Origin of the sequence: Rhodococcus sp. 21391 (assembly GCF_016772255.1) — a bacterium.
GTDB classification, from domain to species: Bacteria; Actinomycetota; Actinomycetes; order Mycobacteriales; family Mycobacteriaceae; genus Rhodococcus_F; species Rhodococcus_F opacus.
In genome coordinates this window covers 1,362,824-1,386,543 of the sequence record NZ_CP063782.1, presented here as the reverse complement: position 1 = coordinate 1,386,543, position 23,720 = coordinate 1,362,824, and the positions used below count along the sequence as shown (strand labels likewise).

Sequence of the window (23,720 nt, the reverse complement as noted above, 5' to 3'; positions counted from 1 at the left end):
GGGTCGGGGTGACGGCGGCGATGCCGGGAATATTGTGGCGATCGTTCTCCGGAACGCGTCGTGACACGTTGTTTCCGAGAGTGACTCTGTGGATAATGTTCGATTCCATCGAAATCTGTAGGCTCCGGGTTTCTTTCGATCGCATCTGGTGATGTGAGGCACTCGTGAACGCCCGAGCTGCACTGTGCGCCAACGCTACCGGTGCGGCCGCGCGCGAATCTGCACAGTTGGCCCGTGTCGGCGGACGTGTGCCGACAGCGGTGGGCCGGGTTTACGGGCAGGGGGATTGCTACGACGCCGCCTCGCCGACGCTGTACCCGGAAAGGTCGGGGACGGCCCAATTCTCACCGTGTTTCTCGAGCGGGATGGTCGCCACAACAATGTCCGGATCCAACGGCACCGCTCCCATGATCCGCGGAACCCACCGACCGGGCGTACCCGACGGCCCCGCCATCTCGTCCCATCGAACGTCGACACCGGCATCGCGGAGTGCGTCCTGATCGATCACAATCACCGCCAGGGGAAGATTGACGTCACCGTAGACGGCGGCGAGGACGTGCTCGAGTTGCTCCGCGGTCGCGGCGTGGATGAATCCGATCTGATCGAGTGTGTGGGCGCGGGTGGACGCCTCGTATTCTCCGAACCGTGCGGCGCCTTCCCAGTCGTCGGCGAGGGCTATGTGAAAGAGATGTTCGCTCATCGTGATGTCCTTGTGGAGGAATGTCCGCGGGGAATGCAGGTGTCGGGCGCCGCCCCGCGCCAACGGGTCGACAGGGGATTCGTGCGTGCCGAGTTCAGGCCGACGAACGTCGACGGCCGAAGTCGGCGGCGCGTGCGGAGGTGAGCGCGCTGCGCGTGACCGCTTCCCGCTGCGCGGCCGCTTCGTACAGTTGATGCGACAGGTCTGCCAGGGCGCGGGCAGCGGCCATGTCATCGCTGACCTCCGGGACGTCGGTATGGCGCGGATTGCGCCGGGCGAGTCCCGTTCCCACGAAGGCGGCCCGGCCGCTGGTACGCAGACGGGCCCTCGCGCGTGTCTGGGCGCCGGTCTCCGCCGATTTGTGTTCGTCGATGACGATGTTCACCGACCATGTCTTCTCGTTCACGGTTGATGCACTTCCTTTCGTGTTCTGCCGTCGCGGACGCATCCGGGTCGACCCTGATGGCCCCGGGGGGGGGTGTCTGCGGCCACTGTCTGCTCTGTTCGGCGCGGATTGTGGTGGTTTTCCGGGAGATCCGTGGCCTGACCGTGCGCCCGGCGATGCGATGCCGTTCTGTCCTCGAGGTGACCGCTGGGGGAGCGATCAGGCGTGTGGTCCTCGCGGACCCGACGGTGAAGTCGGGAGGTGAGGGCGTCGAGTTCGGCGGAGTCGGTGCCGGTCAGATTGCGGTGCATCGCCCGGGCGATCCTGGTGGCGTGGACTGTGGCGTGTTCGGCGATCGGACCCTGAAACATCTGCCCGACCGTGGTGGACCAGAGGGTGAGCCATCGTAGGAAGTGTCGTGCCTCGAGTCGACGCCGGGTGTGGACGCTCCGGTGCACCCGCAGGGCGCTGCCCTGGTAGAGGCGGGCCCCGAACAGGACGGTCTCCCAGAAGTCGCACATGATCGGCAGGTGTGATTCGAGTCCGCTCTCGCGGATCTCGGCGAACGGGTCGGCGAGGAGGTCGTCGACGAGCACGCGCCCGTAGAAGCGGCGGAGCAGGTCCTCGATGTCGGTGCGAGTGGCCAGATCCGTGCGCGTAGGTTCGTCTGGTGTCAGTGAAGGCATGAGGCCACCGCCCGAAAGAGCTGGAAGATCAACGCGATCAGCAATGCGACCTTCGCTACTTCCAGTCCGATGTACACCAGGTGCATCCTCGATCGTGGCAGGTGCTCTCCGGCGAGGATCCGGTCCGATCGTGTACTCAGGGGCGGGCGGACCACCGCGATCTGCACCACCAGCACCACCGTGACAAGCGCGAGCACCGTCAACACGGTTGCGTCCGGGGGCGCGCCGACGCACGACGCCAACAACGCGAGTGCCAGAACCAATTCCACCGCATTGAGGGCGAGGAAGACCTTCCGGCCGATGCCGAGCCCGATGGCCAGGGTCACGCCCGGGGCCCGAAATTTGATCGGCGCCTCGAGAAACGAAATCGCCACCACCATCCCGAACCAGAAGACCGGCAGGATCAACTGCGTGTAGCGCGCCACTTCAGTCATGTGCCACCCCCCTTGTCGGGCGGGTTCGGGTCCGTCGGACGTTCTCCGGTGGACGGGTGCAGCAGTAGTCGTCCCGCGGGGTCGGCCGGTCGCCGCCGCTCACCGGACCAGGACCGTGCAGGCGTCGCGGCCGCCTCGGCTTCGGGGCACCGCAGGAAACTGTGGGAACGATCGGCGGTGTCACTCATCGCCGGCCCGTTTCTCGCTCGGGACCCGGGCTGTGCCGGCGGTGACCGTGACCGACTTGGGCCGTCGGCCGACGTACGTTTCGGCGCGCATCCGTTTCACCATGTGGGGGTAGTGCAATTCGAACGCGGGGCGCTCGGAACGGATTCGGGGCAGCTCGGTGAAGTTGTGGCGCGGTGGGGGACAACTGGTGGCCCACTCGAGCGAGTTCCCGTAACCCCAGGGGTCATCGACCGTGACCACCTGGCCGTACCGGTAGGACTTGAAGACATTCCAGACGAACGGCAACACCGACCCGCCGAGGACGAACGAGCCGATCGTCGAGATCGTGTTGAGGGTGGTGAACCCGTCTGTGGGGAGGTAGTCGGCGTAGCGGCGGGGCATGCCCTCGGCGCCGAGCCAGTGTTGGACCAGGAAGGTGGTGTGGAAACCGATGAACGTGGTCCAGAAGTGCCATCTGCCGAGGCGTTCATCCATCAGCCTTCCGGTCATCTTCGGGAACCAGAAGTAGATGCCGGCGTAGGTGGCGAACACGATGGTGCCGAACAGCACGTAGTGGAAATGCGCGACGAGGAAGTAGGAGTCGGTGACGTGGAAGTCCAGCGGCGGGCTCGCGAGCAACACGCCGGACAGGCCACCGAACAGAAAGGTCACCACGAAACCGAGCGAGAACAGCATGGGGGTTTCGAAGGTGAGCTGCCCTTTCCACATGGTGCCGATCCAGTTGAAGAACTTCACCCCGGTGGGCACCGCGATGAAGAAGCTCATCAGCGAGAAGAACGGCAGCAGAACGGCGCCGGTGGCGAACATGTGGTGCGCCCACACCGCGGTGGACAGTGCGGCGATGGCGATGGTCGCGTAGACGAGGCCGGTGTAGCCGAAGAGCGGTTTGCGGCTGAAGACCGGGAAGATCTCCGAGACGATGCCGAAGAAGGGGATCGCGACGATGTACACCTCGGGGTGACCGAAGAACCAGAACAGGTGTTGCCAGAGCAGGGCGCCGCCGGTGGCCGGGTCGAACAGGTGCGCCCCCAGGTGCCGATCCACGAGTAGGCCCAACAGTGCCGCGGCCAGAATCGGGAAGGCGATCAGGACCAGGATCATGGTGATGAAGATGTTCCAGGTGAAGATCGGCATCCGGAACATCGTCATCCCCGGCGCCCGCAGGCAGATGACGGTGGTGATCATGTTGACGCCACCGAGGATGGTGCCCACACCCGCCAACGCCAGTCCCGTGATCCACAGGTCGCCGCCCACCCCCGGCGAATGCACCGCGCTGGTCAGGGGGGAATACCCGGTCCAGCCGAAGTCCGCGGCCCCTCCCGGGGTGAGGAACCCGGACACGGTGATGATCGCGCCGAACAGGTACAGCCAGTAGCTCAGCGCGTTCAGCCGGGGGAACGCCACGTCGGGTGCGCCGATCTGCAGCGGCAGAATGTAGTTCGCGAATCCGAAGACGATCGGCGTCGCGTACAGCAGCAGCATGATGGTGCCGTGCATCGTGAACAGCTGGTTGTACTGCTCGTTGGACAGGAACTGCAGACCGGGGACCGCGAGTTCGGTGCGGATCAGCAGCGCCATCAACCCGCCGACCATGAAGAACACGAACGAGGTGACCATGTACATCAGACCCAGCATCTTGGGGTCGGTGGTGGTGGCGGCCTTGTAGAGGAACGTCCCCTTGATCCCGCGCCGTTGTGGGTACGGCCGGACGGGGACGACGTCTACGGTGAGAGGGGTCACGATGCACCGCCGCCGCAGGGGGACCCCTCGCCGGTAGCGGCGGGGTCCGAATGTGGATGCCCACTGACCAATTCGGTGTCGGCGGCGAGCCGGCCGAGCTTGCCCGCCCCTCCCGGCATCCCCAGTGCGGCACTCGCGCCGGGGAGCGGGCTGTGGAAGAACCGGGCGTTGTCGTCGGTGAACGCCTCCCACCGGGCGGGCAGGTCGGCCTCGTAGTAGATGGCCTCCACCGGGCAGACCGGCTCGCATGCGCCGCAGTCGATGCATTCGTCGGGGTGGATGTACAGCGACCGGCCGCCCTCGTAGATGCAGTCCACCGGGCATTCCTCGACGCAGGCCCGGTCCATCACATCGATGCACGGCTCTGCGATCACATAGGTCATGGCCACCTCCGGGAAGCTAACCCTTTTTTAGAGGAATCCCTTCCTCTAAAGTCATACAGTATGGCGATACGAAAAGGAACCGGTGCCGGACGCGCCGGGACGCACGCAGTGTTGGCCTCGCGCAGGCGGGTCCAGCTGCTGGACGCTTTGCGGGCCAGTCCGACACCGATGACCGTCGGGGAACTGGCGGCGCTGTGCGAGCTGCACGTGACCACGGTTCGCTTCCATCTCGACGCGTTGACCGGCGCCGGATTGGTCTCGGCCGAACCCGAGCGGAATCCGGCGCGAGGCCGCCCGCGTCGGCTCTACCGGGCGCTGGCCCCCCTCGAACCGGGGCACGCCGATTCCGGATACCAGGGGTTGGCTCGGGTGTTGGCGGCGCACTGGGCGAGCTCCGAGGACGACCCCGTGGGCCGGGCGGAGGCGGCCGGGCGGGCGTGGGCACTCGACGACCTCACCGGCACCTCCGGGGCACCCCGATCGATCGAGGACGCCGCGAGCACCCTCACCACCCTGTTCGCGGAGATGGGATTCGACCCCGAGCTCGAGTCCGAACCCGAGGAAATGCGAATCCGGTTGCATGCCTGCCCGTTCGAGTCGGTCGCCCGGCAGAGCCCGAACGTCGTGTGCGCGCTGCATCTGGGACTGATGCGCGGCGTCCTCGACCGGCTCGGTGCACCGGAAACCGACAATCGGCTGATCCCGTGGGAAACGCCCCGGACCTGCATCGCTCACCTGGCGCGACGCTAGCCGGCCCGGTATGCCCGGCGCCGACCTCGATCGCGCACGGGGGCGGTGTGGTCTCCGGCAGGGGGAGGTGGTGAGGCGATGTTGCTGTCCGTCGGGCACGGCCGGCTCGGTCGGGAGGAGCTGACCACGCTGCTGACCGCGGCCGGCGTCGACGCGGTGGTCGACATTCGCCGGTATCCCGGCAGTCGCCGCAATCCCGATGTCGGCAGCGAGATGATGACGCACTGGTTGCCGGCCGCCGGGATCGGCTATCGCTGGGAGCCGCGACTGGGCGGTCGCCGCCGCCTGCCGCCCGGCGAGCCGCGTGAGGATCCGTGGTGGCAGGTCGATCAGTTCGCCGCCTATGCCGTACACACCCGCACCACCGAGTTCGCCGCGGCACTGACCGAGCTGTTGGATCGGGCGGCGCGGCAGAAAACGGCGATGATGTGCAGTGAGAGCGTGTGGTGGCGGTGCCACCGCCGGCTCGTCGCCGACGTCGCAGTCCTGCGGCGCGGGGTGCGCGTCGAGCACCTCATGCACGACGGCCGGCGCACCCCGCACCTCCCGGCGCAGGGCGCTCGGGTGCGGGCCGACGGCCAGGTGGTCTGGGACCGCCCCCGGGCGAGGTCCTGATCGGCAGCCCCGGTGGCCCGCACTCGTGCCCGACGTCCGCTCCGGCCCGGCACCGGGCCGAGACCGCAACGCGGAGCGGCGCAGCGCTCGGCGTGCCGCCCGGCCGAAGCAATGACGGGCCGCGGGTCGTCCACCCACCCGGTCAGGCGTGGACGCCGGCGAGGGCGAAGAATTCCTGGCGCGAACGAGGATCATCGCGCAACGCTCCCAACAGGGCGGAGGTGACGGTGGCCGATCCCACCGATTGCACGCCGCGCAGGGTCATGCAACTGTGCTCGGCCTCGATGACCACCCCGACACCCCGAGGATGCAGGTGTTCGTCGAGCCAGCCCGCGATCTGCTTGGTGAGCCGTTCCTGAACTTGAGGGCGACAGGCGAAATGCTCTGCCACGCGGGCGAGCTTGGACAATCCGATGATGCGTTCGCCGGGCAGATACCCGATGTGCACGGTACCGGCGAACGGCAGCAGATGATGCTCGCACACCGATCGCAGCGGGACGTTGCGGACCAGGACGAGCTCGTCGTAGTCCTCGTCGTTGGGGAAGGTGGTCAGATCGAAGGCGCGGGGGGTGAACAGTTCGGCGTAGCCGTGGGCCATGCGGCGGGGCGTCTGGCGCAGGCTCTCCGAGTCCAGGTCGATCCCGAGAGCTTCGAGGAACGCCGCTGCCGCCTCTTCGGCCGCAGCCAGGTCTCGTCCTGGTGCCTGATGGAGAACGTGGAGTGTCGCGGTCGACGGCATGCCGGGTTCCTTCCGCAGTGGTGGTGGGTGGCGTCCACCCGGCGAAGCGCAGCGGTCTCGGGCGGGTGGACGAATGAGGGTGTCGACGTCGCGCGCCCCGGAACGAGGGGACGCACGTCGGTGTCGGCTAGGCGGCACTGAGTTTCGGGGCGAGTGCGGTGCGCCGGTGCCAGGCCGGGTCGTACACGTAGGCCAACCGGCCGAGGGTGAGGGCGGCGAGCATCAGTCCGAAGTCACGCAGTGCGATGTCGTAGAAGCCGGGGTAGCTCAGCAGGTTGATCACGATTCCGGCGAGCCAGGCGGCGACGATGTAGGCCGCATAGCGTGGTTTGATCGCGACGGCGATGCCGGCGACGATTTCGATCACTCCGACGACCAGCATGGTTTGGTGCGCGCTGAACGGGCTGAGGTCGACGATCCACGGCGCCAGGTAGTCCTCCCAGGTGGTGAGCACGTTCGTGAACTTGTCGATGCCCATCACGATCGGGAGCACGGTGAATCCGATCCGCAGCAACAGGAACGCGCCGTAGGCGGGGTCACTGCGAGCGCGTTGCAGGGCTGTGCCGGGTGTGGGTGCGGTCGCCGACGAGTCGGGCGTGGGAGTAGTCATCAGAAACCCCTTTGTAAAAGTAATAGGACTCATTTTTAGAATCTTCCCTCCACACCTATTTGTCAATACTTTTTGGTGTTACAGTCGGGGTATGTCCACTCCGCGATCCGCTGCGCCGGCGGTGCTGGCGGCGTTGAGCAACCTCGATGATCCGTTGCGGCGCAGGCTGTATGACTACGTGACCGAAAGCGACGCACCGGTCTCGCGGGAGCAGGCGGCCGCCGCCGTCGACGTCGGCCGGACCCTCGCGGCCTATCACCTCGACAAGCTGGCCGATGCCGACCTGGTGACGGTCAGTTACCAGCGGCCGGCCGGCCGCGGCGGGCCCGGCGCCGGCCGTCCCGCGAAGTTCTACACCCGGGCCACGACGGAAATGACCGTCAGCGTGCCGCCCCGGGACTATGAACTGCTCGCACGGTTGCTCGTCTCCTCGGTCGAACAGGACACCAGCGGAACCGTGCGGGCGGCCGTGAACGAGGCCGCGCTCGACGCCGGCAAGCGGGCCGTCGCCGACACCGGGGGAGATCTCCTGGCGGCGCTCCGCGGCTGCGGATACCTGCCCCAGGTCGCCGACGACGGCCGTATCGACCTACGCAACTGCCCCTTTCACCATGTCGCCCGTGACCACCTGGACGTGGTGTGCGGGTTGAATTTACGCCTTGTCGAGGGCGCGATCGCCGGGAGCACCCAACACGACGCGCACGCAGAATTGGACCCGCGACCGGACCGGTGCTGTGTCGTGGTCCACCACGCAGCGTCCGCACACGCACACTCGCCCCCGGGCACCGCCGCCCGTCCCTGACGGACACGAACCGGCAGGAGCGAGGCGCCGGATCGGCTCGCGCGTCGATCGACGGACCCGCCCATCCGAGCACCGGCATTCCGGCGCACCGCGACCGCGGCGCTCCATGCAAGCGTTGCGTGCCAGGACGCGCTCGTCGCGCATCACACCGCGAACCATCGGGACCGCATCTGGAAACCCCCGAACCGGGGACCCATGACGGCTCACCGTTCGTCACTCTTTTCGGTGACACAGTGGGTCCAGGGCGGTCCGCATCGCTCAAAGCCATATCTCTGCAAGGGATTACATCCCATGGGTGTCTATCGAATCCTCTGGTGGGTGGTGACCGTGCCATTGGGGTTGGTCGGCTTCGCGGTCGCGATCTTCACCGTCCACCCCGACGTCCTCGTGTCCGCGGCGTTCGCGGCGGCAGTGACCGGCGGCGGCCTGACCGCGATGGTGGCCGACAGGTCCGCCACCGCCACGCCGCGTTCATCGCTGCCGACCGCCGCACTCAACGCCGCTACCGCGGGCGCGGCCCTGATCGGCATTGTCGGCCTGATCGCGCTGTCCGGCGCTGCGGCCGTGCCGCTGGTGCTCGTGCTGACGGTCACCGCCCGGCCGGTGGCGCGGTGGCTTCGAAGCTGGCCGCCGTTGGCGCAGTTGCTCTCCCGGCAGCCCTCTGCTCTGTGTGATCCGGACGAGGCGAGCGCTCCGGGTTCCCCGGCGGCACCGCCGCCGAGCTGTGCGGAATTGTCCGGCGATGCGTTGTGCCGCGGCTGGCGCACCAGTTTCGCGGAGCTGCAGAACGCCAGGTCGGTCACCGACCGGTTGCGACTTGCCCGGATCCGTCAGCAGTACCTCGACGAGATCGAGCGCCGCGATCCGCAGGGATTCGCGGCGTGGTTCACCGCCGGGGCCCGGGCGGGCAGCGATCCATCGAAGTTTCTCACCACACGAGATCAACCACCGACCGACCGGCAGTGACACGGTGCACACGCCGGCAGAGCGGGGAGCCAAGTGGGCGTGGATGAGACGCCCGAACGACGAGAGGCACGGCGATGAACAGATTCCCACCCCCATCGGTAGGGGCAGCGGTGAGCCGGTTGCATCGTCTGTACCGCGAGCAGGGACAAAGCCCCTGGTTGGACAACCTCACCCGCCCCTACCTGCGCGATGGCACCCTCGCCGGGTTCGTGGCCGCCGGGATCCGGGGGGTGACGGCCAACCCCACCATCTTCGCGCGGGCCATCGCCGGCTCCGATGCCTACGACGCACAGTTCGCGGCGCTCATCGCCCAGGGACTCGCGGTCGAGGACGCGTACTGGGAGCTCGCCGCGGCCGATGTCGTCGACGCAGCCGCGATATTGCGGCCCGTCTACGACACCTCGGGCGGCACCGATGGGTTCGTCTCGATCGAGGTCGCCCCGGAACTGGCACGGGACACCGACGCCACGATCGCCGCGGCCGGGCGACTGCACGAACGGATCGCCCGACCGAACGTGTTCGTGAAGATCCCCGCGACCGCGGAGGGAATACCGGCGATCGCGGACATGATCGGCAAGGGCGTCAGCATCAACATCACCTTGATCTTCTCCCTCGCCCGCTACGAACAGGTGATCGAGGCGTACCTGCAGGGTCTGGAGACGCTGGCGGCACGGGGCGGGGAACCGGCCGCGGTGCGCAGCGTCGCATCGTTCTTCGTCAGCCGCGTCGACACGGAGGTCGATCGACGACTCGAGCACAGCGGCGACCCCGAGGCCCCAGGGTTGCGGGGTCGGGCGGCGATCGCCCAGGCCCGCCTCGCCTACCGGATCTTCCGGGACCGCTTCACCGGTCCGCGGTGGGAGACACTCGCCGCCCGCGGCGCCCGGGTGCAACGGCCACTGTGGGCATCGACCTCGACCAAGAACCCCGACTACCCGGACACCCGCTACGTCGACAGTCTCATCGGCCCGGACACCGTCAACACGCTGCCCGAGGCCACCATCACGGCATTCGAGGATCACGGCACCCTCACGCGCTCCATCGACACCGACCCCGCCGCCGCGGCCACCGTCCTCGGCGAGCTCGCCGCGGTGGGCATCGACATGGACGACGTCGGCCGCACCCTCGAAGACCAGGGTGTCACCGCCTTTCACCAGTCGTACGCCGATCTGCTCACCGAACTCCACGCCAAAGCCCACCAGCTGGCGCAACGATGACCGGCACGACCCGACCCGACCCGACCGGGCGCGCGATACGGACGGCGCGCGGTGAACAGGACACCGCGACCTGAACCGCAACGCATGAAATCGGTCCTCACACCTGAAACACCTCGCATCAGAGAAGGACATGACATGGCCACTGCAGAGCAGACATTCGTCATCGTGGGCGCCGGACTGGCCGGTGCGAAGGCCGCTGAGGCGCTGCGCACCGGCGGGTTCGACGGACGGATCGTTCTCATCGGCGACGAGACCGACCGCCCCTACGACCGACCCCCACTGTCGAAGGCCTACCTCCAAGGCACCACCGCGCGGGAGAAGATCTACATTCACCCGGCCGGGTGGTACACCGACCACGACATCGAGTTGCGGGTGGGGACCCCGGTCACCGCCCTCGACCGGACCGAACACGAGGTGGTCATCGACGGCGTCGAGAGGCTCGGATACGACAAGTTGCTGTTGACCACCGGTTCGTCGCCCCGCCGGCTGCAGGTGCCCGGCGCTGATCTGGACGGGGTGCACTACCTGCGCCGGGTCACCGACTGCGAAACAATGAAGGCCGCGTTCGCCGCGGCGGACCGGGTGGCGATCGTCGGGGCGGGGTGGATCGGTTTGGAGACCGCGGCCGCCGCCCGAGCGGCGGGCTGCGCAGTCACGGTGGTGGGGAGATCGAAGTTGCCGTTGCTGGCGGTGCTCGGCGCCGAGGTCGCCGAAACCTACGCCGCCCTGCACCGCGACCACGGTGTGGAGTTGCGCCTGAACTCCGGGGTGCGCGAGATCGTCGGTAAGGACAACCGGGCCACCGGAATCCGCCTCACCGATGGCACCGTGGTCGAGGCGGACGCGATCGTCGTGGGGGTGGGCATCGTGCCCAACACCGCACTGGCCGAGACGGCCGGGCTGGCGGTCGACAACGGGATCGTCGTCGACGAACACCTGGCCACGACCGACCCCGACGTGTTCGCCGCCGGGGACGTCGCCAACACCTTTTACCCGCTGTTGGGAACTCATCTGCGCCTCGAGCACTGGTCGGCCGCCCTCAACCAGGGACCGGTGGCGGCGGAGAACATGATCGGCCGGGTCACCGCCTATGACCAGGTGCCCTACTTCTTCTCCGATCAGTACGACAGCGGGATGGAGTATTCCGGCTACGTCCCGCACGGTAGTTACGACTCGGTCGTGTTCCGCGGCGACGTCGCCGCCGGCGAGTTCATCGCCTTCTGGATGCGGGACGGGCGGGTGCTGGCCGGCATGAACGTCAACACCTGGGGGGTCACCGATGCCATCGAGGCGCTGGTGCGCTCCGGTGAGCGGGTCGACCCGGCGAAACTGGCCGACCCGGACGAGCTCTTGAGGTACCTGGCCGATCGGGTGCCGGGAGGTGCGCGGTGACGCTCATGCCCCAGCAGGAACGGACGCGAACCCCCGAGACACCGCCCCCGTCTCAGTGGTGTCGACAGGTCTGTTCGAACTCGTCGGGACTTCCTGGATTTACCGACGGCGCTTCCGGTTCGGCCGGACCTGCTCGGTCGGGTGCGCGGGGGTCGCAACGGAGGGTGGGTGCGTCCGCGACCACGCGCCGGGAGGGATTCCCATGATCCGGTGGCTGGTCATCGCGGGCGCCTGGGTGTTGGGGTCGGCGTCGCTGCTGCTGGTCTTCTTCGTCTCGGCGTGGTGGCTGCTCGGCACGGTGATCGTGGCGGCGATCGCCATGGTCGGCGCCTGGGATCTGCTGCAGCGTAGGCACAGTGTGCTGCGGAACTATCCGGTGATCGGCCACGCCCGGTTCATGCTCGAGAGGATACGCCCCGAAATCCAACAATACTTCATCGAACGATCCACGGACGGAACACCGTTCGACCGCGACACCCGCACCACGGTGTACGAACGCGCCAAGGGCACCAAGGACGTGGAACCGTTCGGAACCGAACGGGACGTCACCGCCACCGGATACGAGTTCGTCACCCACTCGTTGCGCGCGCATCCGGCCTCCGATGACACACCACATGTTCGGATCGGCGGTCCACAGTGCACCATGGGGTACGACATCGCCTTGTACAACGTCTCGGCGATGAGCTTCGGCGCCCTGTCGGGCAACGCCATCGAGGCGCTCAACGGGGGCGCGGCACGCGGCGGGTTCGCCCACGACACCGGCGAGGGCGGTATCAGTCCTTACCACCTCGCGCAGGTCGGCGACCTGATCTGGGAGATCGGTTCCGGCTACTTCGGCTGCCGCGACGCCGACGGGCACTTCGATCCCGGCGAGTTCGCCGCCAAGGCCGCCCTTCCGCAGGTCAAATGCATCTCCATCAAGCTCTCCCAGGGGGCGAAACCAGGGCTCGGCGGCGTACTGCCCGCCGCGAAAGTCAGCCCCGAGATCGCCCGAACCCGGGGGGTGCCGGTCGGGCAGAGCGTGATCTCGCCGCCCTCCCACAGCGCGTTCTGCACACCGCTCGAGCTCATCGACTTCATCACCACACTTCGTGCACTGTCCGGCGGAAAGCCGATCGGCTTCAAACTGTGCGTCGGTTCCCGCACGGAATTCCTCGCCATCTGCAAGGCCATGATCGAGACCGGCATTACCCCGGACTTCATCATCGTCGACGGATCTGAGGGCGGAACCGGGGCTGCCCCACTCGAATTCGAGGACCACGTCGGGATGCCGCTCACCGAAGGTCTGATGCTGGTGCACAACGCGTTGGTGGGCACCGGGCTGCGGGACCGGATCAAGATCGGCGCCTCGGGCAAGGTCGCCAACGGAATCGACATCATCAAACGCCTGATCCAGGGAGCGGACTTCACCCTCGCTGCCCGCGCGATGATGTTCGCGGTCGGCTGCATCCAGGCCCAACGCTGCCACACCAACCGGTGCCCCGTCGGTGTCACTACCCAGGACGCCCGCCGGGCCCGCGCACTGAATGTTCCGGACAAGACCACCCGGGTGTACAACCTCCAGAGATCCACCGTCGCGAGCGCCCAACAAATCCTGGCATCGATGGGGCTGGACGACTTCTGCGACCTCGATCCGTCGATGCTCCACCGGCGCATTCAGGGGCACCGCACGATGACCTACGCGGACCTACACGAGTGGCTGCAGCCCGGCGACCTGCTCACAGAGGACCCCCCGACGAGTTGGCTCCGCGACTGGACGAACGCCGACTCGTCTAGGTTTTGACGGCATCGCCGGAGTCTGTGGTGTTCGCCCGAGTCCCGCCGAGGCCGGCTACGTCGCACCACCTACCGCAGAACCTGCGCCCACGAGCGCGACGTCCCCGATGTCCGGGATCCGACTGCGCCAGCTCCTCACTCGGTGCCTACCGACCCTCGGGCAATCGCATCTTCGCCGACCGGCAGCTGATGGGAACCGGGATTGATGTGCGGGCGACCGATCACGGCCCCGGGCGGTCGACGAACGGACGCGACGTCACCGATCCTGGGGAGGGTCGTCCCAGATGGGTAACTCGAGGGCGGGTCCGAGGCGCAGCAGTTCGTCGCGGTGCATCGCACTCAGACGTGCCAGGATCAGCTGCCCGTGCTCGGTCAACTCCACCCGTACCGCTCGCGCGTCGGACGGGTGCGGCGCGCGCTCCACGAGACCCTGCTTCTGCGCTCGGTCGACCAGCTCCACCACGCTGTGATGACGCAGCTGCAGGCGGTCGGCCAACTCTCGCATGGTGGCCCATTCGCGGCCGGGAAATCCCTTGAGTGCGAGCAGCAGCTGGTAGTGCTGCGGGGTGAGGCCATGGTCACGGACCGTATCCTCACTGAAGCGCACATAGCGGCGGATACCGAAGCGGAAACGTGCCAGTGCCTCGAAATCCCGCTTCGTCAACGGCTCCGACTCCACGTGCTCCTCTGCAGTCACGGCACCTCGCCCCTTCAGTCGTCAGAACCGCCGCACTATATATCGTCATACGATACACCAGGGATGTTCTCGTGGTCATCACGCCTGAACGGGGCATTGCCCGACATCGTGCGACGAGTCCTTGGAGACAGCGCCGACGTCGATGCCACGGCGACGAGTGCGTAACGCCCCGCCGTGCGATCGGCCACCGACGCGGCAATGTCGACAAAGTATCGCCGATTGGCGGTCGTGATTCCAGCGCAGACGATTTCCGATTCCCTCAGAAGAAGGACGCACAGGAACACATCATGCATCAGCGCCCGCACTGCCCCGTGCAGCGGAGCGATGAGCACGGGCGGACGATTCCGCAACGAAAGCATCGAGGACTCGTTCGGGTGCAATTGCGACAGGATCGCCGAGGGCCGAGGAAGGGTCGTCGGGACGTTGTGAACCCTCGACGCGTCATCGCAATAGGTTCCGGGAGAGGGTCGTTCACCCGCGGAGCCAAAGGAGCCGGCGGGCACGTGTAGCCTTGAGGGTGCCGAGGGCCCGAACATGCGCGGTCAAGCCATGTCGTCCTCGGCGCCCGAACCGGCCCGATCGCAGGGCCGAGAACTGGAGCGCCGCCATGGCGTCGAACGCGACCAATGTGTCGAGCCTTGAACGGGCACTGGAATCAACGCCGTACTGCACGGCATGTCCGCACAGCCCGGATTCCCACGATGCGCTCGGTATTCGGTTTTGCGCCGCGACCTCGGACCGAAACCTCGGCCGAAAGTGCATCTGCGCTGGCGAACCGGCGACTGGACAGCACTACTCCCGGTACTGAACGAGAAGTACAGCTCGAAAAGCCCACCCAGGCATATCCGCCCGATTCCCGGCGAGTTCTACCGCAACCCCTATTCGCGCGGTGCGGGACCGGCGCCCATGCGGCGACATCACCGACCGCACCAATCCCCGACCGTTGCTAGAAAAGGGGGTAGCGGCGGCATCCCCACCTTTACTGGCGCGCAATCACCTTCGTGTCCGGCAGGGGCCGGGCTTACCGCGGTGCCGGATGTCGACCGTGATTTTCGCGAAAGTCGCATACGGATCGAGCGATGGGACCGGATATGTGGTTGGGCGCGAGTGCCTTCGCGCACGAAGAAGGTCCACTACCGAACCACCGGCGAGGAGCGCAGTCAACCGGGTGGCCGACGCCGCGCCTTCCCGTGCTACTGGCGAAACATTTTTATCGTGATACGATATAAAAAGTGGTCGTCCCGGCACCAAGACCTCGCCGGGGGAGTCCGGGAGGTGCGCTGTGCTCAGCGACGATGAACGAAATGCTCTGTGCGAGATCGAACAACGGCTACTCGCAAGCAGCCCGACGCTGGTCCGAGTGTTTCACGGCGTCACACCGCGCCCACCATACGATCGCAGTGTGCGGGTCCGGCTGAGAGTGCTGGTGCTCGCGGTGACGTTCGGCATGTTTGCACTGCGGGGGCCCCGCGTTTTCAACGACGCCGAGATCACCGTCCGGAAGAGTTCACCGACGCCACGTACAACACGGGCGGTGCCTGCACGCAACCGTCTGGCCGTCGGCAGTTCCCATTCCGCGAGCGCGATTCCGGTCGATACCGACACCGTCCGGATCCTCGATCCGTCGACCGCGTCCGGTGCTGTGCTCATACCGTGGCCGCCCCGCGAGGTGCCGGCACCGAACTGAGTGGCGAACTCGGAAATCCAACGCCTCGCGCAGGTTTGGGCGCCTCTACGAATCGAGGCGCTGCTCCGAGGAGCCGTCAACGCGGGGACGCGAGGTTAATTCATCGATTGGCAGCAAGCCCGTGGTGACCGGGTATCGGTAGAGGCCACGGGCGGATGGGAGAACACCATGATTCTCTATGCGGTGGCCGTCTTGGTCGGACTCGGCCTGCTCGGCCTGAGCTCGAGCATTCGCGTCGTCAAACAGTTCGAACGCGGCGTCGTGTTTCGGTTCGGACGCGTCCAGCCCGCCGTCCGCGCACCGGGCCTGATGTTGCTGATCCCGATCGCCGACCGGCTCGAGAAGGTGAACATGCAGATCATCACGATGCCGGTGCCCGCCCAGGACGGCATCACCCGCGACAACGTGACCGTCCGGGTGGATGCGGTCGTCTATTTCAACGTCGCCGATCCGGTGCGAGTGGCAGTGGACGTGCAGGACTACGTCTCCGCGATCGGTCAGGTCGCACAGACGTCGCTGCGGTCGATCATCGGCAAGAGCGAACTCGACGACCTGCTGTCCAACCGGGAGGGCCTCAACCAGGGCTTGGAGCTGATGATCGACAGCCCCGCGCTGGGGTGGGGTGTGCAGATCGACCGGGTGGAGATCAAGGATGTGGTCCTCCCCGATTCGATGAAGCGGTCGATGTCGCGCCAGGCCGAGGCCGAACGTGAACGGCGGGCCCGCATCATCACCGCCGACGGCGAACTGCAAGCCTCGGCGAAACTGGCCCAGGCCGCCGAGACCATGACCGAACATCCCGCCGCCCTGCAACTGCGGCTCCTGCAAACCGTCGTGGAAGTCGCGGCCGAGAAGAACTCGACCCTCGTGCTGCCGTTCCCGGTCGAGTTGCTCCGCTTTCTGGAACGAGCGACACCGCACACCGCCCATGTTCCGACGCGAACAGCCGAACCTACAACCACAACCACGCCTGCCAACGTAAACAACGAACCGTCGACCCGGCACACACAACACAGATCCGTCGACGCCCGCGGATTCGCCCTCGAGCAATCACGATTCGGATAGGGCCAATAGACCCTGCAAGTTCCAGAGCGGTGATCGCCGGTTCCGTTCGGGGGTCCTGGGCAGCAGGCGGTGTCGGGAGCGGTGGTTCACCCCGACACCACGGTGACCTCTGTTGCGGCGGGACTTACGGGTAGGGGGCAGGACCGTCACCCGGTGTCTTCCGGGTTTCCAGGATGTCGCCCTGCGGGCCTTGGGGTCTGACTGCCCGCACTGACCTGCGACCGACCCACCACCGCCCCGCGGACCACGGCCCCGTTCTGACCGCGGCCGACCGGCACGGCTCGAGGTGCAAGGCCGAGGGTTCATGGATGCGATGAGTATTCAGGCCGTCCTACGGTGATGTCAGAACTGATTCGAGATCCACTCGCGCAAGACCACGGCTTGGTTGTGCTCGAGGTCCTTCGCCGAATACAGCAGCACCACAGTCCCGTTACGCGCCGCCTCGACGATCGGTTGGGCGGCAGCGCGATTGGTGTCGAGTTCCTGAAGGTAGCGGGTGCGGAACTCCGGAAAGCGATCCGCCTGGTGGCCGAACCAGGTCCGCAGCTGCGTGCTGGGTGCCACCTCCTTGATCCAGGCGTCGCAGTCGAGGTCCGCTTTCGCGATGCCCCGTGGCCACAGTCGATCTACCAAGAAGGTTGGCGATGTCTTCTTGGTGCCGCGAGCGTCATAGGCTCGCACCAATTCGATCGGGCCCATAGATCGATCATGACACGAAATGACGGTGCCCACAACGAATGACAAACCCGCGGTGCACTGTGGCGGTGGCGGTGGGGGGTGAAGACCGCGGACACCGCACTGATGGGTGAGAACCTGCTGAAGCTGCCCGAGTCGATCCACCTGGCGAGCGCACCGTGGCCGTGATGCGGCAGAACATCGGTGTCGCGCCCGCAACCGTGTCGTGGTGCCGGCAGGCGCCTTCGCCGGCCACGCCACGATGTCCCTCGGGATGCTCGTGCACGGACTGTCGGTGCTCGTGGCCCTCGTTAGGAGGGGTGTCGCGTCCGCACATCACGCGGCCCCCGGCGCGAGAGAGGGTCCGGACCGGTTTTCCGATCCGACAACCGACCACTGAGCTAACCTGTGGACAATCCGAGACGAGCTCCCCGAAAACGTAATTGACGAGGTTGGAGTCGATAACCATGTCTGTCACCATGAACAACGAGGGCCCGGGTTTCGTCGCGCTACCGCCAGTCCCCGAAGGCGCCGTGATGGTCACGTTGAAGATTCGCCGTTTCAACCCCGAGGACCCGGGCAAGGCCGGATGGGTCAGCTTCGAGGTTCCGTGCCTGCCCACCGATCGGTTGCTCAACCTGCTCACCTACGTCAAGGGGTATCTCGACGGGACCCTGACCTTCCGCCGCTCGTGCGCGCACGGCGTGTGCGGATCGGATGCAATGGTCATCAACGGAGTCAACCGGCTCGCGTGCAAGGTGCTCATGCGCGACATGCTGAACAAAGACGGTAAGAACACCACCGTCACGATCGCACCCCTCAAGGGACTCCCGGTCGAGAAGGATCTCGTCGTCGACATGGAGCCGTTCTTCTCGGCGTACGGTGCGGCAACGCCAGACGCCGTCGACGCCGCCCCAGAATGTCCATCCGCTCCCCGGCGCCTTCGTCGCGGCTGTCGAAAATGAAGCGATGGGCGTTGACGATGGCGGCCGGCCCGAAATAGCTACCATCCGCCCAATACACCGGGCACGACTCGGTACAGCACGCGCACAGGATGCACTCGGTGGTGTCGTCGTACCGGGCACGATCGGCCTGGGACTGGATCCGCTCGCGGGTGGGCTCCTGACCCGATGTCATCAGGAACGGTTTGATCTGGCGGTTCAATTGCACCGACGCTTGTCCGCGCGGAATCAAGGTGACGCAAGCGATCACCGAAGTCAAACGCGCGTTGCTGTTCAACCGCAAGGCAGTCGTGCGGTAGCCGCACGAGTTCTGCACCGCCAGACCTTGAACAGGGGTCTCCGGCCCTGGTCGGGGAACGAAAGGGTGTCACCCTGTTGCTTCCACGACCGACTCACTGTTGCTGTGGGGTGAGTCCCGCGAGCATCCGATGCACGTGGGCGGCCTGGCACGGTTCACTCCACGCCGGGTGACGGCGGCGGAGGTGCGGGGGCTGTGCGAGAGACGCTGTTTCCGCATGGGTGCTCTATGGCGAGCCGCTCAGGTCACGAGGAGCTGTCGCAGCACATATTGCAGTATCCCGCCGTGCCGGAAGTATCCCGCCTCCGCGGGGGTATCGATCCGCACCGTGGCCGGAAATTCCTGTACTTGACCATGGTGGTCGGCTCGGACGGTGACCTCGGTAGGGAAGTCCGCGCGCGGGTCGCCGCCTTCGAGTCCGGTGATCGAGTATTCCTCTTCACCGGTCAACCCGAGGCTTTCGCGGGTGCGACCGGGCGGGAACTGCAGGGGCAGCACCCCCATGCCGATCAGGTTGGAGCGGTGGATGCGTTCGAACGACGTCGCGAGGACCGCTTTGACCCCGAGGAGCAGTGTTCCCTTGGCCGCCCAGTCGCGCGAGGACCCAGATCCGTATTCGGCGCCGTCGAGGATGATCAGCGCAGTGCCCTCGGCGGCGTAGGCGTTCGAGGCGTCGAAGATGCTCATCACCTCCCCGCGGGGGAGGTGGCGGGTGACGCCGCCCTCCGTGCCCGGAGCCAGCAGATTCCGCAGGCGGATGTTGGCGAAGGTGCCGCGGATCATCACCTCGTGGTTGCCGCGACGGGATCCGTAGGAATTGAAGTCGGGCGGTTCGACACCATGCTCGCGCAGGTAGATACCGGCCGGGCTGTCGCGGCGGATCGTGCCCGCGGGTGAGATGTGGTCGGTGGTCACCGAATCCCCCAACATGACCAACACCCGGGCGCCGGTGATGTCGGAGATCGGTTGCGGTTCGGGCTGTATGCCGTCGAAGTACGGTGGCCGCCGCACATAGGTGGAGTCCTCGTGCCATTCGAAGATCTCGCCGGAGGCGACATCGAGGCCGCGCCAGTTGTCGTCGCCGGCGAAGACATTCGAGTAGCCGTCGGTGAACATCTGCGACTGCAGGCATTCGTCGATGACTGCCTTGACCTCCTCGGTGCTCGGCCAGATGTCGCGCAAGTACACCGGCTGCCCGTCCGACCCTGTCCCGATCGGGTCGCGGCGCACATCGGCGAGCATGGTCCCGGCGAGTGCGTAGGTGATGACCAGCGGCGGGGAGGTGAGGAAGTTCATCTTGCACTCGGCGTGGATGCGGCCCTCGAAGTTGCGGTTCCCGGACAGCACCGCGCAGGCGGTCAGATCGTGTCCGGTGACCGCGTCGCTGACCTGGGGGATCAGCGGACCGGAATTACCGATGCAGGTGGTACAGCCGTAGCCAACGAGTCCGAAGCCGAGCCGTTCCAGATAGGGGGTCAGACCGGCCCGTTCGTAGTAGTCGGTGACCACACGCGATCCCGGGGCCAGCGACGTCTTCACCCACGGTTTGCGGGTCAGGCCCGCCTGCACGGCCTTCTTCGCCAGCAGGCCCGCGCCGATCATCACCGACGGGTTCGAGGTGTTGGTGCACGAGGTGATGGCGGCGATGACCACGTGCCCGTGATCGACACTGTGCACCTCGCCGTCGAGGACCACCTCCACCGGGTCGGAGGGCCATTCATGGCTCTTCCCGCACCGGCACGGTGCCGCCGGTCCGTCCGAGGCGCGGTCGTGGTCGATCGCGATCGGATCGCTGGCGGGGAATGACTCGTCGGATGCCTCGTCGAGGCCGGCTTCCAGCGCAGTCGGCAGTGGTTGGCCAGCCAGCAAGGACCCGACGGCGTGCGACGCGCTGGCCAGCGGGATGCGGTCCTGGGGTCGTTTCGGGCCCGCGATGGAGGGCTCGACGGTGGCGAGGTCGAGCTCGACGGTGTGGCTGTAGGCCGGTTCCTGATCGGGGTCGTGCCACATTCCTTGTTCTTTGGCATAGGCCTCGACGAGTCGGATCTGCTGCTCGGGTCGCCCGGTCAGACGCAGATAGTGGAGGGTCTCGTCGTCGATGGGGAAGATGGCGCAGGTCGAACCGTATTCGGGGCTCATGTTTCCCAGGGTCGCCCGGTTGGCCAACGGGACGTTGGCGACGCCAGGGCCGTAGAACTCCACGAATTTGCCGACGACACCGGTCTTGCGGAGCAACTCGGCGATGGTGAGGACGAGGTCGGTGGCGGTGGTGCCCTCGGGTAGGGCGCCGGTGAGTTTGAGCCCGAGGACCTGCGGCAGGAGCATGCTCATCGGCTGGCCGAGCATGGCCGCCTCCGCCTCGATTCCGCCGACTCCCCAACCGAGCACGCCGAGGCCGTTGATCATCGGGGTGTGCGAGTCGGTGCCCACGAGAGTGTCCGGGTAGGCGAGGGGGCCGTCCGGTGTGTCCCGTGTGAACACCACGCGGGCCAGGTATTCGAGGTTGACCTGATGGCAGATGCCGGTATCGGGTGGCACGACCAGAAAATCGTCGAAGGCATGCTGCGCCCACCGCAACAGTTGATAGCGCTCCTTGTTGCGGGAGAACTCGAGGTCGGCGTTGACCCGGTAGGCGTCGGGCCGACCGAAGACGTCCGCGATCACCGAGTGATCGATGACCAATTCGGTGGGAATGAGCGGGTTGATCTTTCGCGGGTCGCCGCCCAGCGCCGTCATCGCGTCCCGCATCGCCACCAGGTCGACCACACACGGCACGCCGGTGAAGTCCTGCATCAGCACCCGGGCGGGCGTGTATTGGATCTCGGTGTGGCCGGGATTGCGCGGTGACCAGGAGGCCAGGGCCGAGACCTGACCGGGGGTGACCAGGCGGCCGTCCTCGTTGCGGAGCAAATTCTCCAACAGCACCTTCATACTGTAGGGAAGCTGGACGTCGGTCTCGATCGCATCCAGCCGGTAGATACCGTACGTCTGGTCTGCGACCGTCAGTGTGGAGCGCGCACCGAAACTGTTGCCGCTCACGGTTCGGGCTCCCCGGTAGTGGTGTGGCCACTATGGTTCATCGCGTTCAGGGCCAGCGTGGAGTGTGCGAACGCACCACCGGCCCGCATTTCCGCCGCGACCCAGATGGCTTCCATGATTTCCTCCGGTTCGGCGCCCGTGCGGCGGGCGAGCTTGGTGTGCCCGGTGATGCAGTAGGGGCACTGCGTCACATGGGCGACCGCGACCGCGATCAGCTGTTTCGTCTTCTCCGGCAGCGCACCGTCGGCGAAGACGGAGCGACTGAAATTCTCGAAGGCTTCGTGAATCCCGGGTGCGAGCGTTTTGCGGCGCTCCGAAATCTCCGGCGTGGTGGGCTGATACAGCGACTCGGGCATACAGCTGTCCTCCTGTTTCAGCGTTGCCAGCCGTAGCACAGACACCGCAGCAGCAGCGCGGACCTTGCCTGCCACCATAGCCCGTCCGCATCAAATTGCCAGGGCCGAATGTCCCCACCTCCACGACCGATCCGGTGGCTCAACGGTGCAGACGGAGTGGGGCGATCTGCAGGACAGTGTGGGACGATTAGTCATCGGCCCGATTCGCTTGCCGCATTGCGCGGCGCGATGGTGTCGGAGGACAATATTGGATGCGTGCGTTCCGATCTGAGCGACGGGTCCACCCCGCGCCGTGAGCGGTTGAAGATCATGGACCGCCCGGGCGTAGGAGATGAAAATGTGCGCTGCCAAGGTTGCCTCGTCGGTGATGCAAGTGGCCGAGTTGGATCGGTCGGTGAAGTACTACTGCGACGTATTCGCCTGCCGTGTCGCTGTGCGCGAGCCCGATGCAGCACTCCTTCTGACGCCGGACAACTTTCAGATCTACATGTACGCGAAGAAGGGGGCATCGACCCGTCGCGGGGTAAGCGTTATCGGCGTCCACTACGTCATGTGGGCCGCCGACACCGAGGACGAGTTGGCGCGGATCACCGAGCGACTACGCACATATGACGCGGCCACATACACGCAGACGGTCGGTGGGGTGACCTTCGTGGATGGTTGCGACCCGGACGGCATCCGGGTCATCGTCGCCTACCCGGGCCCCGAGCAGCTACCGCGGGAGCTGATCGCGCAACGATTCCGCGGGTGACCACAGGCGGTGGTGCATCCGCCACGCTGGCAAGACGAGCGCCTTGTTATCGAATGCGACCGTGCCGCGGTCTGGCTATTTCAGACGACGAGTTACGCACAACGGATCCCCGGCGTCGAGGTTATGACCGTTCGACGAGAACCGTCGAGTACCAGAGGTCATCGAGCCTTCAAGAGATACCGTGCACGGTTCGGTCAATTCCGCTGACGATGCCCGATCCTGACACTGGCGTGGATCAGCATCTAGGCGCGGATTTCACCCACGGGGTTCCATGTGCCGATGAGAACCTTTGCTACGAGGTTTGCTTGAGCAAATGGATCGTGTGTGAACAGACGTGTGACGGTGTCTTCGTCGGCGGCGTCGACGATGAACTGGGCGCCGGTATGGTCGGCGAGGGGACCCGATGACAGGACCACTTTGCGGCGGACCAATTCGGCGAGCCACGCATGGTGGTCGGTTCGGTGATCATCACGACCGGAGGATGTTTCGGGGCTGTAGGTGTATTCAACGACGAACACGGGCATGCTCTTCTCGTTCGCTCGTAGGCCGATCTATCCAGTGTGCAACCACGCTCGATTCAATACCAGTCCTTCTCGCGCGATTCTTCATGAGGGGGCGGCCCGCCTAAGCAGTCGGCCGAGGGTGGCGATAGATCCGAATATGCCTGTCGTTCAATCCATACTGAGCGACAGGCGTATTCATGTGTGGTTGGCGGATCAGCTACCAGTGGAACCACCCGAGAAGCGCATCGACCCGGTGCAGACGGAGTGAGGGGTCTCGGTGTAGGTGATCACGATCTGACGAAG

25 protein-coding genes and 2 pseudogenes are annotated in these 23,720 nt (G+C 66.2%); 13 read left to right on the top strand and 14 right to left on the bottom strand.

The features are described from left to right. Positions 1 to 289: 289 nt before the first annotated feature. The 6 genes from GO592_RS41255 to fdxA form a co-directional block, all read right to left on the bottom strand. Positions 290 to 700: a DUF952 domain-containing protein gene (locus tag GO592_RS41255; protein WP_007300307.1), complete on the bottom strand. Its 411-nt coding sequence runs from the start codon at positions 698 to 700 to the stop codon at positions 290 to 292. A gap of 94 nt (positions 701 to 794) precedes the next feature. Then, positions 795 to 1,106 (bottom strand): dsRBD fold-containing protein, encoded by a 312-nt coding sequence (locus GO592_RS41250; RefSeq protein WP_007300308.1) that lies wholly within the window; start codon positions 1,104 to 1,106, stop codon positions 795 to 797. Further along, positions 1,103 to 1,771 (bottom strand): group III truncated hemoglobin, encoded by a 669-nt coding sequence (locus tag GO592_RS45480; RefSeq protein WP_007300309.1) that lies wholly within the window; start codon positions 1,769 to 1,771, stop codon positions 1,103 to 1,105. Before GO592_RS45480 ends, GO592_RS41250 begins: the two co-directional genes overlap by 4 nt. After that, positions 1,759 to 2,205: a hypothetical protein gene (locus tag GO592_RS41240; protein WP_007300310.1), complete on the bottom strand. Its 447-nt coding sequence runs from the start codon at positions 2,203 to 2,205 to the stop codon at positions 1,759 to 1,761. Before GO592_RS41240 ends, GO592_RS45480 begins: the two co-directional genes overlap by 13 nt. A 180-nt stretch (positions 2,206 to 2,385) precedes the next feature. Next, entirely contained in the window at positions 2,386 to 4,134 is a 1,749-nt protein-coding gene (ctaD, locus tag GO592_RS41235; RefSeq protein ID WP_007300311.1) for an aa3-type cytochrome oxidase subunit I, read from the bottom strand. Then, positions 4,131 to 4,517 (bottom strand): ferredoxin, encoded by a 387-nt coding sequence (gene fdxA, locus GO592_RS41230; protein ID WP_007300312.1) that lies wholly within the window; start codon positions 4,515 to 4,517, stop codon positions 4,131 to 4,133. The genes ctaD and fdxA overlap by 4 nt, the downstream gene beginning before the upstream one ends. 60 nt (positions 4,518 to 4,577) lie before the next feature. On the opposite strand from fdxA, the gene GO592_RS41225 reads away from it, so the two are divergent. Further along, on the top strand, positions 4,578 to 5,267 hold the full coding sequence (locus GO592_RS41225) for a helix-turn-helix transcriptional regulator (protein WP_011599178.1): 690 nt from the start codon (positions 4,578 to 4,580) through the stop codon (positions 5,265 to 5,267). 78 nt (positions 5,268 to 5,345) lie between these two features. Then, positions 5,346 to 5,882, top strand: a complete 537-nt coding sequence (locus GO592_RS41220) for a DUF488 domain-containing protein (RefSeq protein WP_007300314.1) — start codon at positions 5,346 to 5,348, stop codon at positions 5,880 to 5,882. Between the two features lie 142 nt (positions 5,883 to 6,024). Here GO592_RS41220 and folE read toward each other — a convergent pair whose 3' ends face one another. Both folE and GO592_RS41210 read right to left on the bottom strand, forming a co-directional pair. Beyond that, positions 6,025 to 6,621: a GTP cyclohydrolase I FolE gene (gene folE / locus GO592_RS41215; RefSeq protein WP_007300315.1), complete on the bottom strand. Its 597-nt coding sequence runs from the start codon at positions 6,619 to 6,621 to the stop codon at positions 6,025 to 6,027. A gap of 127 nt (positions 6,622 to 6,748) precedes the next feature. Then, positions 6,749 to 7,231: a DoxX family membrane protein gene (locus tag GO592_RS41210; protein WP_007300316.1), complete on the bottom strand. Its 483-nt coding sequence runs from the start codon at positions 7,229 to 7,231 to the stop codon at positions 6,749 to 6,751. Positions 7,232 to 7,322: 91 nt separating this feature from the next. Between GO592_RS41210 and GO592_RS41205 the strand changes: the two genes are divergently transcribed. The 5 genes from GO592_RS41205 to GO592_RS41185 all read left to right on the top strand — a co-directional run bounded on the left by GO592_RS41205 (position 7,323) and on the right by GO592_RS41185 (position 13,391). Beyond that, positions 7,323 to 8,033, top strand: coding sequence for a helix-turn-helix transcriptional regulator (locus GO592_RS41205; RefSeq protein WP_007300317.1), 711 nt, complete (start codon positions 7,323 to 7,325; stop codon positions 8,031 to 8,033). Positions 8,034 to 8,324: 291 nt separating this feature from the next. Continuing rightward, the gene (locus GO592_RS41200; RefSeq protein WP_007300318.1) at positions 8,325 to 8,999 is read left to right on the top strand and encodes a hypothetical protein; all 675 of its coding nucleotides are present in this window, start codon (positions 8,325 to 8,327) and stop codon (positions 8,997 to 8,999) included. A 110-nt stretch (positions 9,000 to 9,109) separates the two neighbouring features. Further along, positions 9,110 to 10,216 carry a transaldolase gene (gene tal, locus GO592_RS41195; protein WP_081437553.1) on the top strand — a complete coding sequence of 369 codons (1,107 nt, stop codon included), beginning with the start codon at positions 9,110 to 9,112 and terminating at the stop codon, positions 10,214 to 10,216. Positions 10,217 to 10,351: 135 nt separating this feature from the next. Then, on the top strand, positions 10,352 to 11,608 hold the full coding sequence (locus GO592_RS41190; RefSeq protein ID WP_007300320.1) for an NAD(P)/FAD-dependent oxidoreductase: 1,257 nt from the start codon (positions 10,352 to 10,354) through the stop codon (positions 11,606 to 11,608). Positions 11,609 to 11,810: 202 nt separating this feature from the next. Further along, positions 11,811 to 13,391, top strand: a complete 1,581-nt coding sequence (locus tag GO592_RS41185) for an FMN-binding glutamate synthase family protein (protein WP_007300321.1) — start codon at positions 11,811 to 11,813, stop codon at positions 13,389 to 13,391. Positions 13,392 to 13,640: 249 nt separating this feature from the next. On the opposite strand, the gene GO592_RS41180 is transcribed toward GO592_RS41185, so the two are convergent. Together GO592_RS41180 and GO592_RS41175 are read right to left on the bottom strand one after the other, a co-directional pair. Further along, positions 13,641 to 14,081: a MarR family winged helix-turn-helix transcriptional regulator gene (locus tag GO592_RS41180; RefSeq protein ID WP_011599175.1), complete on the bottom strand. Its 441-nt coding sequence runs from the start codon at positions 14,079 to 14,081 to the stop codon at positions 13,641 to 13,643. A gap of 35 nt (positions 14,082 to 14,116) precedes the next feature. Then, positions 14,117 to 14,413 carry a hypothetical protein gene (locus tag GO592_RS41175; RefSeq protein WP_039952785.1) on the bottom strand — a complete coding sequence of 99 codons (297 nt, stop codon included), beginning with the start codon at positions 14,411 to 14,413 and terminating at the stop codon, positions 14,117 to 14,119. 275 nt (positions 14,414 to 14,688) lie between these two features. Here GO592_RS41175 and GO592_RS41170 point away from each other — a divergent pair, with 275 nt between their 5' ends. The 4 genes and pseudogenes from GO592_RS41170 (at position 14,689) to GO592_RS41160 (ending at position 16,833) form a co-directional block, all read left to right on the top strand. Then, positions 14,689 to 14,889: an RGCVC family protein gene (locus GO592_RS41170; protein ID WP_230990374.1), complete on the top strand. Its 201-nt coding sequence runs from the start codon at positions 14,689 to 14,691 to the stop codon at positions 14,887 to 14,889. Positions 14,890 to 15,363: 474 nt separating this feature from the next. Continuing rightward, positions 15,364 to 15,480, top strand: a pseudogene (locus tag GO592_RS45475) (DUF3040 domain-containing protein); the annotation flags it as partial. 3 nt (positions 15,481 to 15,483) lie between these two features. After that, entirely contained in the window at positions 15,484 to 15,768 is a 285-nt protein-coding gene (locus tag GO592_RS41165) for a hypothetical protein (protein WP_237720600.1), read from the top strand. 168 nt (positions 15,769 to 15,936) lie between these two features. Continuing rightward, positions 15,937 to 16,833, top strand: coding sequence for an SPFH domain-containing protein (locus tag GO592_RS41160; RefSeq protein ID WP_007300325.1), 897 nt, complete (start codon positions 15,937 to 15,939; stop codon positions 16,831 to 16,833). A gap of 342 nt (positions 16,834 to 17,175) precedes the next feature. On the opposite strand, the gene GO592_RS41155 is transcribed toward GO592_RS41160, so the two are convergent. Further along, the gene (locus GO592_RS41155) at positions 17,176 to 17,532 is read right to left on the bottom strand and encodes a DUF488 domain-containing protein (RefSeq protein ID WP_007300326.1); all 357 of its coding nucleotides are present in this window, start codon (positions 17,530 to 17,532) and stop codon (positions 17,176 to 17,178) included. A 443-nt stretch (positions 17,533 to 17,975) separates the two neighbouring features. On the opposite strand from GO592_RS41155, the pseudogene GO592_RS46790 reads away from it, so the two are divergent. Further along, positions 17,976 to 18,769, top strand: a pseudogene (locus tag GO592_RS46790) (2Fe-2S iron-sulfur cluster-binding protein). Positions 18,770 to 19,008: 239 nt separating this feature from the next. Here GO592_RS46790 and GO592_RS41140 read toward each other — a convergent pair. Continuing rightward, positions 19,009 to 21,807, bottom strand: a complete 2,799-nt coding sequence (locus GO592_RS41140; protein ID WP_007300329.1) for an aconitate hydratase — start codon at positions 21,805 to 21,807, stop codon at positions 19,009 to 19,011. After that, the gene (locus tag GO592_RS41135; RefSeq protein WP_007300330.1) at positions 21,804 to 22,163 is read right to left on the bottom strand and encodes a carboxymuconolactone decarboxylase family protein; all 360 of its coding nucleotides are present in this window, start codon (positions 22,161 to 22,163) and stop codon (positions 21,804 to 21,806) included. The genes GO592_RS41140 and GO592_RS41135 overlap by 4 nt, the downstream gene beginning before the upstream one ends. A gap of 337 nt (positions 22,164 to 22,500) precedes the next feature. Here GO592_RS41135 and GO592_RS41130 point away from each other — a divergent pair, with 337 nt between their 5' ends. Then, on the top strand, positions 22,501 to 22,914 hold the full coding sequence (locus tag GO592_RS41130; RefSeq protein ID WP_039952789.1) for a VOC family protein: 414 nt from the start codon (positions 22,501 to 22,503) through the stop codon (positions 22,912 to 22,914). 242 nt (positions 22,915 to 23,156) lie between these two features. On the opposite strand, the gene GO592_RS41125 is transcribed toward GO592_RS41130, so the two are convergent. Next, positions 23,157 to 23,438: a YciI family protein gene (locus GO592_RS41125; RefSeq protein ID WP_007300332.1), complete on the bottom strand. Its 282-nt coding sequence runs from the start codon at positions 23,436 to 23,438 to the stop codon at positions 23,157 to 23,159. Positions 23,439 to 23,720: the final 282 nt, after the last annotated feature.

What these genes read in the sequence shown, in the direction of transcription:
- GO592_RS41255 (WP_007300307.1), bottom strand. Translation starts at nt 700, where the DNA reads ATGAGCGAACATCTCTTTCACATAGCCCTCGCCGACGACTGGGAAGGC.
- GO592_RS45480 (WP_007300309.1), bottom strand. Translation starts at nt 1,771, where the DNA reads ATGCCTTCACTGACACCAGACGAACCTACGCGCACGGATCTGGCCACT.
- GO592_RS41240 (WP_007300310.1), bottom strand. Translation starts at nt 2,205, where the DNA reads ATGACTGAAGTGGCGCGCTACACGCAGTTGATCCTGCCGGTCTTCTGG.
- fdxA (WP_007300312.1), bottom strand. Translation starts at nt 4,517, where the DNA reads ATGACCTATGTGATCGCAGAGCCGTGCATCGATGTGATGGACCGGGCC.
- GO592_RS41225 (WP_011599178.1), top strand. Translation starts at nt 4,578, where the DNA reads ATGGCGATACGAAAAGGAACCGGTGCCGGACGCGCCGGGACGCACGCA.
- GO592_RS41220 (WP_007300314.1), top strand. Translation starts at nt 5,346, where the DNA reads ATGTTGCTGTCCGTCGGGCACGGCCGGCTCGGTCGGGAGGAGCTGACC.
- folE (WP_007300315.1), bottom strand. Translation starts at nt 6,621, where the DNA reads ATGCCGTCGACCGCGACACTCCACGTTCTCCATCAGGCACCAGGACGA.
- GO592_RS41210 (WP_007300316.1), bottom strand. Translation starts at nt 7,231, where the DNA reads ATGACTACTCCCACGCCCGACTCGTCGGCGACCGCACCCACACCCGGC.
- GO592_RS41205 (WP_007300317.1), top strand. Translation starts at nt 7,323, where the DNA reads ATGTCCACTCCGCGATCCGCTGCGCCGGCGGTGCTGGCGGCGTTGAGC.
- GO592_RS41200 (WP_007300318.1), top strand. Translation starts at nt 8,325, where the DNA reads ATGGGTGTCTATCGAATCCTCTGGTGGGTGGTGACCGTGCCATTGGGG.
- GO592_RS41190 (WP_007300320.1), top strand. Translation starts at nt 10,352, where the DNA reads ATGGCCACTGCAGAGCAGACATTCGTCATCGTGGGCGCCGGACTGGCC.
- GO592_RS41185 (WP_007300321.1), top strand. Translation starts at nt 11,811, where the DNA reads ATGATCCGGTGGCTGGTCATCGCGGGCGCCTGGGTGTTGGGGTCGGCG.
- GO592_RS41170 (WP_230990374.1), top strand. Translation starts at nt 14,689, where the DNA reads ATGGCGTCGAACGCGACCAATGTGTCGAGCCTTGAACGGGCACTGGAA.
- GO592_RS41160 (WP_007300325.1), top strand. Translation starts at nt 15,937, where the DNA reads ATGATTCTCTATGCGGTGGCCGTCTTGGTCGGACTCGGCCTGCTCGGC.
- GO592_RS41155 (WP_007300326.1), bottom strand. Translation starts at nt 17,532, where the DNA reads ATGGGCCCGATCGAATTGGTGCGAGCCTATGACGCTCGCGGCACCAAG.
- GO592_RS41135 (WP_007300330.1), bottom strand. Translation starts at nt 22,163, where the DNA reads ATGCCCGAGTCGCTGTATCAGCCCACCACGCCGGAGATTTCGGAGCGC.
- GO592_RS41130 (WP_039952789.1), top strand. Translation starts at nt 22,501, where the DNA reads ATGTGCGCTGCCAAGGTTGCCTCGTCGGTGATGCAAGTGGCCGAGTTG.
- GO592_RS41125 (WP_007300332.1), bottom strand. Translation starts at nt 23,438, where the DNA reads ATGCCCGTGTTCGTCGTTGAATACACCTACAGCCCCGAAACATCCTCC.